This window comes from Caulobacter sp. GW821-FHT05F04 (assembly GCF_059419665.1).
The window spans coordinates 74,714-87,474 of record NZ_JBWKSF010000013.1 but is presented as its reverse complement, the minus strand read 5'-3'; the positions used below and the strand labels follow the sequence as shown (position 1 = coordinate 87,474).

Annotated in this window: 12 protein-coding genes; 4 read left to right on the top strand and 8 right to left on the bottom strand. The window is 66.9% G+C overall.

The features are described from left to right. The 3 genes from AC07R7_RS24525 to AC07R7_RS24515 all read right to left on the bottom strand — a co-directional run. Window positions 1-1,513: type IV secretory system conjugative DNA transfer family protein (locus AC07R7_RS24525; RefSeq protein WP_494636914.1), on the bottom strand; the 1,513-nt coding region annotated here is incomplete at its 3' end. Continuing rightward, on the bottom strand, window positions 1,510-1,728 hold the full coding sequence (locus AC07R7_RS24520) for a conjugal transfer protein TraD (RefSeq protein ID WP_494636913.1): 219 nt from the start codon (window positions 1,726-1,728) through the stop codon (window positions 1,510-1,512). The genes AC07R7_RS24520 and AC07R7_RS24525, both read right to left, overlap by 4 nt. A 37-nt stretch (window positions 1,729-1,765) precedes the next feature. Then, complete coding sequence (locus AC07R7_RS24515; RefSeq protein WP_494636912.1) at window positions 1,766-2,086, bottom strand: conjugal transfer protein TraD; 321 nt, start codon at window positions 2,084-2,086, stop codon at window positions 1,766-1,768. 160 nt (window positions 2,087-2,246) lie between these two features. On the opposite strand from AC07R7_RS24515, the gene traA reads away from it, so the two are divergent. Both traA and AC07R7_RS24505 read left to right on the top strand, forming a co-directional pair. After that, window positions 2,247-5,171, top strand: coding sequence for a Ti-type conjugative transfer relaxase TraA (gene traA, locus AC07R7_RS24510; protein WP_494636911.1), 2,925 nt, complete (start codon window positions 2,247-2,249; stop codon window positions 5,169-5,171). Between the two features lie 9 nt (window positions 5,172-5,180). Beyond that, window positions 5,181-5,858: a DUF6118 family protein gene (locus AC07R7_RS24505; protein WP_494636910.1), complete on the top strand. Its 678-nt coding sequence runs from the start codon at window positions 5,181-5,183 to the stop codon at window positions 5,856-5,858. 102 nt (window positions 5,859-5,960) lie between these two features. Here the strand turns inward: AC07R7_RS24505 and AC07R7_RS24500 are convergent, their stop codons facing one another. Further along, window positions 5,961-6,971 carry a fatty acid desaturase family protein gene (locus AC07R7_RS24500; RefSeq protein WP_494636909.1) on the bottom strand — a complete coding sequence of 337 codons (1,011 nt, stop codon included), beginning with the start codon at window positions 6,969-6,971 and terminating at the stop codon, window positions 5,961-5,963. Window positions 6,972-7,430: 459 nt separating this feature from the next. On the opposite strand from AC07R7_RS24500, the gene AC07R7_RS24495 reads away from it, so the two are divergent. Together AC07R7_RS24495 and AC07R7_RS24490 are read left to right on the top strand one after the other, a co-directional pair. Further along, window positions 7,431-7,595, top strand: a complete 165-nt coding sequence (locus AC07R7_RS24495; protein WP_494636908.1) for a hypothetical protein — start codon at window positions 7,431-7,433, stop codon at window positions 7,593-7,595. 103 nt (window positions 7,596-7,698) lie between these two features. Continuing rightward, window positions 7,699-8,907, top strand: coding sequence for an MFS transporter (locus AC07R7_RS24490; protein WP_494636907.1), 1,209 nt, complete (start codon window positions 7,699-7,701; stop codon window positions 8,905-8,907). A 16-nt stretch (window positions 8,908-8,923) separates the two neighbouring features. Here AC07R7_RS24490 and AC07R7_RS24485 read toward each other — a convergent pair whose 3' ends face one another. The 4 genes from AC07R7_RS24485 to AC07R7_RS24470 are packed head-to-tail and all read right to left on the bottom strand — an operon-like array spanning window position 8,924 to window position 12,688. Continuing rightward, a complete protein-coding gene (locus AC07R7_RS24485; RefSeq protein ID WP_494636906.1) occupies window positions 8,924-9,598 on the bottom strand; it encodes a DedA family protein in 675 nt (224 codons plus the stop codon). A 56-nt stretch (window positions 9,599-9,654) separates the two neighbouring features. Further along, complete coding sequence (locus tag AC07R7_RS24480) at window positions 9,655-10,860, bottom strand: 2Fe-2S iron-sulfur cluster-binding protein (RefSeq protein ID WP_494636905.1); 1,206 nt, start codon at window positions 10,858-10,860, stop codon at window positions 9,655-9,657. 11 nt (window positions 10,861-10,871) lie between these two features. Continuing rightward, window positions 10,872-12,152, bottom strand: coding sequence for a porin family protein (locus tag AC07R7_RS24475; protein ID WP_494636904.1), 1,281 nt, complete (start codon window positions 12,150-12,152; stop codon window positions 10,872-10,874). Then, window positions 12,149-12,688 (bottom strand): PepSY domain-containing protein, encoded by a 540-nt coding sequence (locus tag AC07R7_RS24470; protein WP_494636903.1) that lies wholly within the window; start codon window positions 12,686-12,688, stop codon window positions 12,149-12,151. The genes AC07R7_RS24475 and AC07R7_RS24470 overlap by 4 nt, the downstream gene beginning before the upstream one ends. Between the last annotated feature and the right edge of the window lie 73 nt (window positions 12,689-12,761).

The window sequence follows — 12,761 nt, the reverse complement described above, 5'->3', positions numbered from 1 at the left end:
GAACGCCGACTTCCGCACCAATGTTCTTGGTTCGTACTTCTAAGCGCCTTTTAGCGCACAAACCTTGAGGTGAACCCAGGTGGGCCGTGGTCGAGGTGGATTTGGTCTCGAAAAGCTGCATTCCGCCGCGCGAGGTGCTGGTTCCCGTCGTCTGGTAGCTCATGGTGGTGGCGCCGATCGACTTGGACACCCAGCTCGCGGTTTCCACGTCGGCGACGTTGAAGATTTGGACCAGGCCGGCGTTGGACACGAATGTTCCGGCGCTTTTCCCGTAGGTACTCCAAAGCTGGTGCATGTCCTGGAGGATTGGCCAGAGCTGGAGGCCGTACCCGGCCATCAGGCCGAAGGCCCGTTCGACGGGTTCCAGGCGGCCGAGGGCCGCGAACTCATCAAGCAGGAAGAGGACCGGGGCCGCCGGCCGGGCAGGGGAGCGAGCCAGGTCATGGATCGCCTGCGCCACCATCAGTCGCAGCCAACGGGAATAGGCGTCCAGCCGCTCCGGCGGCAGGACCAGGAACACGGTCGCTTTGGCTTCCTTCAGGTCTGCGAAGCGGAAATCCGACCGCGCCATGGTCGTGTTGATCCGGACGCTATCGAGGAAATGGGTGTGACGCTGGGCGGAGGACAGCACGCCAGCCGCCTCGCGCTCGCTCTTGCCGAGGTGTCGGTTGGCGGCGCGACGAACCAGGCCGCCGGCGCTGGGCGATTCCTGCATGATGGCCAGGGAGGCGGCGAAATCGGCGGGACTGAGGGTCAGCAGCTCGCGCACCGTGGCCAGGGTGCGGGTTTCAGGGCGCTCCTCGCAGACGACGTAGAGGATCACGCCGGCGATCAGCGCCTTGGCTTCCTCGTTCCAATGGGCTTCGCCGCCCTGGCCGGGCGGATCGTGGACCAGGGCATCGGCCAGCAGGGCGGCATCTTCGGCCAGGTCCAGGCTGTCGGGATCGAGGCCCGCGAGCGGGTTGAAGACGGCCGTGGCTTGGCCGGATACCTCGAACGGATCGAGTACGTGGACCGAGCCGAAGCGCGCCCGGGCGCGGGCGGTGATCCGGGCATTCTCCCCCTTGGGGTCGATGCAGAGGACCGAGCGATCGGCCGTCAGCAGGTTGGGGATGATGGCGCCCACCCCCTTGCCGGAGCGGGTGGGCGCGATGGTCAGAAGGTGCGCCTGGCCGGCGTAGCGGAGGAGCTGGCCACCCTTGCGGTTCTCGCGGCCGACGATCAGGCCGGCCGCGCCGCCGAGCGAGCTTTTGACTTCGCCCGGGCTGGCGAAATACGCCGAGCCGTGGACGCCGCCGCGCGCCGCGGGGAGGGCGAACCGCGCATTGAACCAGCCCAGTCCGCTGACAGCGCCGACGACGCCGGCCGCGATCGGGAGGATCGACGCGAAGGTGCTGTCGATATGCGTCACGGCCGCGACCGGGATCAGCAGCAGGCGGCCGACCATGAAGCCGATCAGGCAGCCGGCGCCGACGTAGATGATCAGGGCGACGAGGCGCAGGAGGCCCCTCATTCGGCGGCCTTCGCTTCGGCCTCAAACGCGCGCCGGCCGCGTCGCCGGAAGCCGTCCGCAAGGGCCGCGCCGCCTTCGCCCTGGAGCTTATCGGCCAGCTCCAGAAGCCCGCCCAAGATGGTGGCGCGGTCGTCGTCGGTGAGGTCCACCAGGCCGGCCTTTTGAATGAGGCCGCCCAATTCGATCAGGTGGCGGGTGCGTTCGCGGCGTTGCATGACCCAGGCTCTCGTATCGGTGCGGGCGTGGGCGGATTCAGCGCGCCGGATCGCCGTCGCCGCGCGACGCTGCGCCGCCGCCGTCGTTCGAACCCGAAGCTGCAACGCCCGTGCGCCCTTTGCGTCCTCGGCGTTGAAAGAAGGCCGCGCCCTCGGAGCGCCACGCCTCCTTTTGCTCGGTTGACTTCGCGCCGTTCACCGCCGCCAGCAACGCGCCGGCCAACGTCTCCAGATCGAGCACGTCGGCCCCGGTGACCGTCACCAGTTCCCCGAGCTGCACGACCTTGCGGGCTTTAAGCGTCTTGGCCTTGTCCTGGAGCGCCTTCAGCTCGGCGTCGATGTCGCGGGGTTTGCGCATGGGCCGGCCTCAATCTCCAATTGGCGCGTTCGTCGGACTGAGTGAATCATTCTCCACCCGCTGAGTCCATCACGAAAGGCCTTAGGGTTTTGAGTGCGCGCTTATACGTCGTGCCGACGTGCGCTTGTAGAACGCCTACGGCTGAGGCATCCTCCCGCTCGTGGCCATCTATCATTTCAGCGCCAAGGTGATTTCCCGCGCCAACGGCTCCAGCGCCGTGGCGGCGGCGGCCTATCGTTCGGCCTCCGAGTTGCACGACGAAAGGCTGGGACGGTCGCACAACTTCAGCAATAAGGCGGGCGTCGAGCACTCCGAGATCATGGTGCCGGAAGGCTCGCCGGAGCGCTGGCAGGACCGCGAGACGCTGTGGAACGAGGTCGAGGCGTTCGAGAAGCGCAAGGACGCCCAGCTCGCCCGCGAGATCGAGTTCGCCATTCCGCGAGAGATGAGCCAGGCGCAGGGCGTCGAGCTGGCGCGGGATTTCGTGCAGACCGAGTTCGTCGACCGGGGGATGGTCGCCGACCTCAATGTGCATTGGGACGTGGGGCCGGACGGCCTGGCCAAGCCGCACGCCCACGTCATGTTGTCGATGCGGGAAGTGGGTCCGGAGGGCTTCGGCAAGAAGGTTCGGGAGTGGAATTCGACCGAGCTTCTGGAGGGCTGGCGCGAGCGTTGGGCCGGCCATGTGAACGAGCGGCTGGCCGAGCTGGGGATCGACGCCCAGGTGGATCACCGGACCCTGGAAGCGCAGGGCATCGGCCTGGAGCCGCAGCACAAGATCGGCCCGGCCGGCGCGCGGCGCGAGGGCAGGGGGGAAGACGCCGAACGGGCGATGGATCACCGCGAAATCGCACGGCGCAACGGCGAGCGGATCATCGCGGAGCCGAGCGTGGCGCTGGACGCCATCACCCGCCAACAGAGCACCTTCACCGATCACGACCTGGCGCGGTTCGTTCACCGGCACACCGACGACGCCGATCAGTTCAGCCAGGCCATGAGCGCGGTGCAGACCTCGCCCGAGCTGGTGGCGCTGGGCAAGGACGGCGTCGGCCGGGAGCGATTCAGCACACGCGAAATGCTGGCCACGGAGCAGCGGCTTGAGCGGTCGGCCGAGCAGCTCGCCGGCCGCGGCGCGCACAAGGTCTCGCCGGCGGCGCTGGAGAGTGGGGTGGCCGCCGGCGAGGCCCGCGGTCTCGATCTGAGGGGATCACAGCGAGACGCCCTGGAGCATATCAGTCGCTCCGGAGATCTCGCACTGGTCGTCGGTTACGCCGGCACGGGCAAGAGCGCGATGCTGGGCGTAGCCCGGGAGGCATGGGAGGCGTCGGGCTACCAGGTGCGCGGCGCGGCCCTGTCGGGGATCGCCGCGGAGAGCCTGGAGGGCGGGTCCGGGATCACCTCGAGGACGATCGCCAGTCTCGAGCACGGGTGGGCGCAGGGCAGGGACATGCTCACGGCGCGCGACGTGCTGGTGATCGACGAGGCCGGGATGATCGGCTCGCGGCAGATGGACCGGGTGCTGTCGGCGGCCGAGAGCGCCGGCGCCAAGGTGGTGCTGGTCGGCGACGCCGAGCAGCTGCAGGCCATCGAGGCAGGCGCCTCGTTCCGGGCGCTGACGGAGCGGCACGGCGCGGCCGAGATCACCGAAATCCGCCGCCAGCGCCACGATTGGCAGCGGGAGGCGACGCGGGAGCTGGCCACGGGCCGCACAGGGGCCGCCCTGGCCCGCTACGAGACCGCCGGCATGGTGAGGGGCCACGAGACGCGGGAAGCGGCCCGCAGCGCCCTCGTGGACGGCTGGGACGCCGTGCGCCAAACCCGGCCGGAGACCACTCAGGTCATGCTCGCCCACACCCGGGCCGACGTGGCGGAGCTGAACCAGCTGGCGCGCGGCCGGATGCGCGCCGCAGGCGCGCTGGGGGCCGACCAGCTGGTGCAGACTGAGCGCGGCGCGCGGGCGTTCGCCGCCGGCGACCGGGTGATGTTCCTGCGCAACGAGCGGTCGATGGGCGTCAAGAACGGCACGCTGGGGACCGTGGAGCGGATCGAGCCACACGGTGGCGGGGGCGCCAGCCTGACCGTGCGCCTCGACGGCACCGAGCGCCGGGAGGTCCGGTTCGACCTCAAGGACTACGCCCAGATCGACCACGGCTATGCGTCCACCATCCATAAGAGCCAGGGCGTCACCGTGGATCACGGCCACCTGCTCGCCAGCGAGGGCCTGGACCGCCACGCGGCCTATGTCGGGATGAGCCGTCACCGGGAGACGCTCGCGGTCCACTACGGCGGGGATGACTTCAAGGACCGGGCGCAGCTCACCCGGACGCTTGGCCGGGAGCGAGCGAAGGATACGACCCTGGACTACGGCCAAGCGTTCGCCGAGCGGCGCGGAGTCGACCGCCCCCTAATCCCCGAGGGCGCCCGCACGGCTAAGCGCAGCATGTTCGACGGCCTGAAACTTGGCCGCCCCGGCGCCGGCGGACCCACCGGAGGGGTTGCCGAGGCGGTGGAGCGGGCGGCGCCTATGCCGGCGAAGTCGGTGGACCGGGCCACATCGCGCTATGTGGCCGCGTGGGCCGATGCGGAGCGGATGGGCGCACAGGGCCTGCCGATCCTGCCGCACCAGAAAATTGAGATGCAGAAGGCCCGCGAGGGGCTGGAGGGTGTTTCCAAAGAGACCACAATGGATCTCCGTTCGGCCCTCGCGCGCAACCCAGGGCTCGCGGCCCGGGGCGGCACGCCCGAGGGCATGACGGAGGTCCGCCGCGCGATGGCGCAGGAGGCCCAGGTGCGTCTCGACCCCGCCGCCCGCGCCGAGCGGTTCGTGGCGGACTGGAAGGGTCTGCAGGGGCTGCGGACGGAGCTCGGCTCCAGTTCCCGGAACGCCGATGCCCGGAGAGCCATCGAGGCGCGCATGAAAACCATGGCGCAGGGCCTTGGCCGCGACGCCCAGGTGGAATCTATCCTTCGCGGCAAGAAGGTGGAGCTTGGGCTTGGGAAGGTCCGCGAGGTCGCAGGCCGAAGCATGGGCGACGCGCTGGTTCGTTCGCTGACGCTTGGGCGTTCTATCGGGCTGGGACGATAACGAGAGAGCATGGCCGAGGATCATGAGGGATTAGGGGCCGATCCGGCGGCGGCCTTCGAGGCGCTCAGAGCCGAGGTGGCCCAGCTCCGCGCGGCGCTGGAAGATCAGCCGACCACGGCGCCGGACTACGCCCCGACGCTGGCGGCGATCGCCCAAAGCCTTGCGGCTATGGAGGCGCATCCGGCCCTGCGGTTGACGCCCCAAGACCTCGCCTCGCAGATTCGCCAGGCGTCGGAGACCGCCCAGCAGCAGGGTCGGCGGGAGCTGGCGAACGCCGTGCAGCGGGTGGATGCGGCCGGCGCGGACCTGGAGCGCCTGGCCGAGCGCCAGCGCACCGGGCGCGAGCAGATTCGCCAGGTCGCGATCATGACAGCCATGGGTGCCGTCGCCGGCATCATCGTGTGGGTGTGTTTCTCGGGGCCGATCGCGCGCGCCCTTCCGGCGAGCTGGCGTGTACCAGAGCGGATGGCAGCCGCGACGCTTCGGCTGAACCGGTGGGAGGCCGGCGCGCAGCTTATGCGAACCGCCGACCTTGCCACGTGGAATGGCCTGGCGGCGGCCTCCGACCTCTCGCGGCAGAACGCTGAGGCCCTGACCACATGCCGGCGAACGGCGACCCGAACAGCGAAATCGCAGCGCTGCGCCGTAGTGGTGGAGCCCGCCGCCAACTCGTCGCAACATCCCTGAGCGGCGTTTTCCGGTCCCTACAATCGACCGGCCGAACGGGCCGACGACCGTTCCGGCGTCCTACTTTGCTGTCCGCCATGCCCGTGCTTGGGCTGGCGGGTCTTATGGCGTGTACCTGGACCGGGCGGCGGATGGTTGGTTGCTGGTCTGCGCGGTCGCTTCTGCCGGCCTCCCAAACCGCTGGAGCATTCGGCAATGAGCTGCGATCGCGTGCCGAAGGGAGGGCAGACGGTTGTACGGAAGCCCGTGTTCCAGTGCGGCGGCCCGCACGATCGGGCTGATCTTCGGATAGTGGACATGGCAGATGCGCGGGAAAAGGTGATGTTCGACCTGATAGTTCAGCCCGCCAATGTACCACTCGACGAGCCGACTACCCGTTGCGAAGTTGCTTGTTGTCCGGAGTTGATGGGCCGCCCAAGCCGCCTTAGCCGCCGGAGCCCCCGAGGCCGGCATGTGCTCCACGCCCTCGACGGTGTGGGCTAGTTGAAAGACGGTGCCGACGATTAGTCCCGCGGTAAGGTGGACTGTCAGCAAGCCGAGCCCGACCTGCCAAAGCGGCATCTGCAAGAGCAGGAAGGGAACCGCCATCGCCAGATAGAACGCGAGCTTTCCGAGCAGCAGCCGCGCCCAAGCTGCGGCGCTGTGGGCGCGGATGCGGAGTGCGCCGTCGCTGGCGAAGGCGGCGTAATCCTTCGCGAAAGCCCAGTTCAACGTCGCTAGGCTGTAGAGACCGAAGGCATAGAGGTGCTGGAACCGATGAACGGGCCGATACGCGCTATGTGGGCTAAGGCGGATCAACGGGCTGACGTCAACGTCCTTATCGTGCCCGCTTACATTGGGGCAGCCGTGATGAGCGCCGTTGTGAGACTGCCTCCATGCGTCACCGTTGCCCCCCAAGGCCTCGAAGACCAGCCCCAGCACCCTGTTCACCTGCGGGTTGGCGGAGTACGCGCCGTGTAGTGCATCGTGCCCAACGCAAAAGCCTAGGCCGGCAAGGCCGACGCCCATAGTGATGCAGAGCATCCACGCCAGAGGCCAAGGGAGCAATCCGGTGAGCAGGAGGGCATAGGATCCGAAGTACAGAATTCCAAGGATCAAGGATTTTGAGATCATACGGAAATCGGCGTGCTGCCCAACTCCAGTGTCGATGAAATATTGGGCTACGCGTCGGCGGACGTCTCGTTCGAACTCTCGCGACCCGCATGACGTGGGGCAGTCACCGGGGCGCCGGCCCGGGTCAGGCGCGGTGTGGTTCACCGTGATGCCGAGCGCTTGCCGGGATAGACCGCCGGATGTCATCGCGGGCGCCTCCTCAGCCGACACGGCGGGCAGGGCTCTCGTCCGACCCGTGCCGCGACGTTCGCGGAAAGCAACAGTATAAGACGTCAGACCGAAGTCACAAAGAGACGTTGTTGCGCACGGCAGCAGTTAGACATTACGTCTAGATGACAAACTCGTCATTTACTGAGCCTGATTGGTTTAGACTGAGGTAAGCTTCGCGGATGTAAAGAGGAAAAGCTCAATCTGTATTGGGCTGTTGGCGATTCCTCGCCTATTATCGGAGTGTGCAATATGCAGGTAGGTGCAGCTTCGTCGCTGCCGACGTCACAGACGTTGCAGCAACTGCAGTTTCAGGCGCAACAGCAGCGTCCGGCCAAAAGCGAAGCCAATGATCCGCCGGCTGAACGGGCGGCGGAGTTGGCGAAAGCCAGAGGCGGCGTGAATATCAAGGTCTAGGGTCCTCGTCGGGGCGAGCGGCGGCTCGTAGCAAAGCCGCCGCTCGTTCCGGGAGACCCGATCGCACCGGCGGCGCTGCGGCGTCATCATGGAGAATTGGTGCGTGGCCGCCACACCATCGAAGCCAGACTTAAGCGGGTGGCGACGGGTGCCGGCAAGCGTCTGGGCGCTCGGGTTTGTCGGCCTCTTGATGGATATCTCCTCGGAGATGGTGCATGGCCTGCTGCCCCTTTTTCTGGTGGGCGTGCTCGGCGCCAGCACCGCGACGGTCGGTCTGATCGAAGGCGTGGCCGAGGCGACGGCGTCGGTGGCGCGGGTCTTCTCCGGAGTCCTGTCGGACCGGGTGGGCAAGCGCAAGTTGCTGGTCGTCATCGGCTACGGCCTGTCGGCGATCACCAAGCCAATGTTCCCGCTGGCGGGATCGGCGGGGGCCGTCTTGGCCGCCCGGTTCTTCGACCGGGTCGGCAAGGGAGTGCGCAGCGCGCCGCGAGACGCCCTGGTCGGGGACATCACGCCGCCGGCGCTGCGCGGCGCAGCGTTCGGCCTGCGGCAGGCGCTCGACACGCTCGGCGCCTTTGTAGGTCCGCTGCTGGCGATCGCGCTGATGGCGCTCTACGCCAGCGATTACCGGGCGGTGTTCTGGTGGGCCGTCCTGCCGGCGGCGCTGGCGATGTTTCTGACCATATTCGCCGTGCGGGAGCCGGCCGGCCGCAAGCCCAGCGGTCAGCGCGGGTGGCCCATCCGGCGCGCCGAGCTGGCACGACTTGGGCCGGCCTATTGGTGGGTCGTGCTGACTGGGTCGGTCCTGACGCTAGCGCGCTTCAGCGAAGCGTTTCTGGTGCTGAAGGGTCAGGCCGCAGGCCTGCCGGTCGCCGTCGTCCCCGCGGTGATGGTGGTGATGAACCTAGTCTACGCCGCGATCTCCACCCCGGCGGGGGCGCTCTCTGACCGCGTGGGACGCCGGCCGGTGCTGATCGCCGGTCTGGCGATGCTCGTGCTGGCGGATCTCGTCCTTGGCCTCGCGCCGGGCCTGTTGGGCCTATTCATCGGCGTGGTCCTCTGGGGGGCCTATATGGGCCTCACGCAAGGGCTGCTGTCGGCGCTTGTCGCCGATACCGCCCCGGACGATCTGCGCGGCACGGCGTTCGGCATCTTCAACCTCGTGCTGGCTGGCGCGCTTCTGGTGGCCAGCTCCTTGGCCGGCCTATTGTGGCAAACCGCCGGCCCATCGGCGACCTTCCTCGCCGGCGCGGCCTTCGCGGCCGCCGCCGCGCTGTTGCTTTGGTTTCAGCCGCGCGCATCGCGCAAATGACCAGCCAGATTCACGGCTAGGGTGGTGGAAGCGGCTGATCCGGAGGGGTCGCCGCGCACGAAATCTCTCCCGGACGGGCGCCGGGGGGTCGAAAGATACGCCTGATGGATAGGAAGGTCGTTATGCCGAATGCGGCCACCGCCGCAGTGAGCAGCGCCAGCCGCAGTTCCGGCCCCAGGGCCGCCAGCCATGCGCCGGCGAGCGCGCCCGGCAGGATGTAGGTGGCCATCCAGATCGGGGCCGAAATGACGTTCACGATATGAAACACAGGCGAGGACATATTAGCCATGCCGGCGACGAGGGGGACCATCGGCCGGACCGTCGGCACGTAACGGCCCAGAGCGATGCTGAACGGCCCGTAGTGGCGAAAGAACTGATCGGTCCTGGCGAGCAGCAGCGGCCAGCGCCGGAAGATCCACGAGCCCCGCAACTGGGATTGATACCGCCGGCCGAGCCAGAACGACGCAGCATGGCCGACGATCGCGCCCAGGGTCCCGGCCCCCAGAACCGGCCACAATGGCAAGTCGCCCGCGCCGACTAAGAGGCCCATGCCGATCAGGATCGCGGTTCCGGGAATGAACAGGCCCAGGACGGCGATGGCTTCGGCGGCGGTCACCAGGAACACAAATAGGGTTGCGTACCCAGGGTGGGCCGAGACGACCTCCAGGGCGTCCTGCACCAGTACATCCATGTAGACCTCCGGCCCCCCGGGTCTGGCCTAGGTGCTCGGCAAGCATGAGAAATTGCTCATGCGTCGATGACGAGTTTTGGCGAGGTGGCGCGTGCCTGACAGGCAAGCACATAGCCTTTAGCGACTTCAGATAAGAGGAGCGCTCCCGAGCGAGCCATGTCGACATCGCCGGAAAGAAGCTTAACTTTACACGTGCCGCAAATACCCTCTCGGCAGGAGTATTCGATGTCGACGCCGGCAGCCAGCGCCACATCCAGGAGCTTCTCGCCTGCCGGAACCTCAATCGCCTTACCCGACCGCTTGAACAGCACCCGACTGTCGGTCAAGGCCGCAACCGTGTGGTCATCGTCCAGGGTCTCGGGCGGGGCTGTGAAGGATTCGACGAATACCTGATCTTTTGGCGTGCCGAGCTGGTCGAGCATCGCCTGGACGGCGATCATCATGGCGGCGGGGCCACAAAGATGGACCCGGCGCGAGGCGATATCGGGCACCATGCGCGCGATCCGTTCGGCTGTGATTGCGCCCGTCTCGCCTGCCCAATCGGACGTGGCATCACCGGTGACGAGGATCAGAAGATGGAAGTTCGGGTGCCGGCGGTGAAGATATTCCAGCTCGTCGCGGAAGATGATGTCGTTCGAAGATTTCACACAACTGATCAGGTAGATGTCGCCGGGCCAGACCCGGTTCAGAAGATCGCGCAGCAGGCTCATCAGCGGCGTGATGCCCACGCCGCCGGCGATCAGCGCGAGGCTCTCGGCTTCAGTTCCCTCAAACGTGAAATGGCCCGCGGCGCCGGCGGTCACGATGATGTCGTTCTCGCTGACATGATCATGGAGATACCGCGACGACAGCCCTTCGGGCTCGCGCCTGATGGTCAGCTCGACATAGGCGGTTTGCGACGGGGCGGAGGCGATCGTGTAGGTACGACGCACCTCATCGCCATCGATCAACAGCCGCAGATTGAGGTGCTGGCCCGCCTTGAAGCTGAATCCTATACGCGGTTGCTCCGGATCGACGAGTCGGAAGGTGCGCACCGTCGGCGTTTCCTGAAAGATGCGCGCAACCCGGAGCGGCACGGGCGCTGCCCGTTGCCGCTGGACCGTATGCGGCGGTCCTGCAGGACCGTGCATCGTGGTCGAACCAGTGCCCTCACCGCCCGGTAGTTGACCTGTTCGGCGTCGGAGCCCAACCCACAAACGCCATCCGATCAGCGCGACGAACGAAATTGCGATGACCGCCAGGATCAGGAGCTGCTGGGTCATAGTATCCTGGCCTAGTGGCGAACATAGCGTTGCAGGCTCACCCGCAACATGATCCTGAACTCATCGCTGGGATTGTAATTGGTGACGATCGTGGCCGGCCCGGACAGAAGATTATGGGCGTATTCGACGTGAAGGCTCGTCAGCTTCTTGGTGTAGGGAAGGTTGTAGTTCACCCCCGCCCGCACCGCCTGTTGCGTCGCGCGCCCGGCAACGCTGTCGATCCCGAGGCTCACCACGTCGTAGCGCGCGAACAGGTCGAGATCGCCAGTGTGGGGCGCGTCGAACAGCGAGTATTGGACCATCGCATAGCCGCCCCCCACGTTCGAGCGGCTGCCCGAGAATTGGGAGTAGAGGGCTTCCGCCTCCAGGGTCGTGGCGTGTCCGAGCAGCGGAAAGGTGTAGGCAATATCGGCTTCGCCGCTGAGCTTGTTGCCGGTGGCGGGCACGCCGCCCAGCGGGGCCGCGCCGATCGCCGTCGCGAGCGTGAACACCCGATCGCGAATGTCGCCAGTGCGATCGACGGCGGCGCCGATCGTGAGCTTGCGGCCGTCGGTATTGATCGGCGTCAGGATGATCTTGCCGGCGAGCGAATTACCAACCGAATAGCGAGGATCAGGAGTGTTGAGCGACCCCCGGTTATCGAGCGCCGCGAGCTGGACGGTCAGCTTGTCGGAGAGAGCCTTCTGGAACTGCACGCCGAACTGTGTGCCGAAGCTGTTGACCGAGCCATGCTCTTCGAGAATTAACGAGCGGTTGATTGTCGGCAGGTTGCCCGACGACAGATTATCCTCGCGCGAGAGTATATGCGTGTTCTCACCAACGAGCAGGCGAAACTTGCCAGGATCGTCGGGGTGCTGAAGCGCCACGAACAGGTTCTCGAAGTTGCGGCGGCCGATGTTTCCGCCCTTGCCGCCGAAGTCGCCGAAGAAGTTGGTGTTGGTGAGATCGACCTCGTAGACGAACGCGGGACGCACGCTGTCCGACAGCCGTGGCAGATCGATTTCCATGCCTTGGCGGACCCGCCGGAAATAGTCCGGACCATCAGGGTCGAAGGCGCGCTCAGCATAGCCCCAGGCGGTGACGCGGAAGTCTCCCGACTGATAGACCACGCCGGCGTCGGGGTTGAACGAGAAGCCCTGTCTGGGAGGGGGTGTGGAGTTCTGCTGGACGGGCGGCGGCTCGCTATTGGTCGGCGCGGGCGGACCGAGCGAGGTTTGCGCAGCGACCGGGAAGGCTACGACGCAGGCGCCGGCCGCGAGCAGCAGCGGCAGGACTAACCGCCCTCGGGTCACCAGAACAGCCCCGCTTTTCCGCTCGCCTTGCGCCGGCGCCGGTACATGTCGATGTAGACCCAGCCGCCGGTGATCGAGAGGATCACGAGCGCCAGGCCCCACAGGATGCCCAGGACCACACCGGGTTCGCCAAGGATCTCGCCGCTGTGGATTCTCAGGATCAGCGACTCCGCTTCGTGCCTTTCGTCCCTTTCCACACGCCCGGAGCGGGCGTCGATGGTGAGCTGGCGCGGCGGATCGCCCGGAAACTCGACCACGCCCTCCACCTCGTCGCCCTCACCTTTCAGGACGATGGAGGTGATCGGGGTGTTCGGCGCGCGGGCGCGGGCGGCGTCGAGCGTGCGTGAGATCAGAGCCGCGTAGTCCGGCGACGGAATGGCCGTGCTCAGGGCGCTGACCTGATCCGTCTTGCCGGGCTTGTCGGCGTCGGCATCTTCGCCCGTCAGCTTTTGGACCTGGAGGATCACCCCGGTCGCCGAGACCGCAAGCAAAAAGATCGCCGCGAATATGCTGACCCATCTGTGAAACTGTCTCATCCGGCCTCCCTGCGGCTCCTCATGACTTGGCGTTCTAAGGAAAGGAGTCTGAAGTCACGATGACGAACAGATG

Coding starts and splice junctions, on each gene's coding strand:
- AC07R7_RS24520 (WP_494636913.1), bottom strand. CDS start 1,728: ATGCAACGCCGCGAACGCACCCGCCACCTGATCGAATTGGGCGGCCTC.
- AC07R7_RS24515 (WP_494636912.1), bottom strand. CDS start 2,086: ATGCGCAAACCCCGCGACATCGACGCCGAGCTGAAGGCGCTCCAGGAC.
- AC07R7_RS24505 (WP_494636910.1), top strand. CDS start 5,181: ATGGCCGAGGATCATGAGGGATTAGGGGCCGATCCGGCGGCGGCCTTC.
- AC07R7_RS24500 (WP_494636909.1), bottom strand. CDS start 6,971: ATGATCTCAAAATCCTTGATCCTTGGAATTCTGTACTTCGGATCCTAT.
- AC07R7_RS24495 (WP_494636908.1), top strand. CDS start 7,431: ATGCAGGTAGGTGCAGCTTCGTCGCTGCCGACGTCACAGACGTTGCAG.
- AC07R7_RS24485 (WP_494636906.1), bottom strand. CDS start 9,598: ATGGATGTACTGGTGCAGGACGCCCTGGAGGTCGTCTCGGCCCACCCT.
- AC07R7_RS24480 (WP_494636905.1), bottom strand. CDS start 10,860: ATGACCCAGCAGCTCCTGATCCTGGCGGTCATCGCAATTTCGTTCGTC.
- AC07R7_RS24470 (WP_494636903.1), bottom strand. CDS start 12,688: ATGAGACAGTTTCACAGATGGGTCAGCATATTCGCGGCGATCTTTTTG.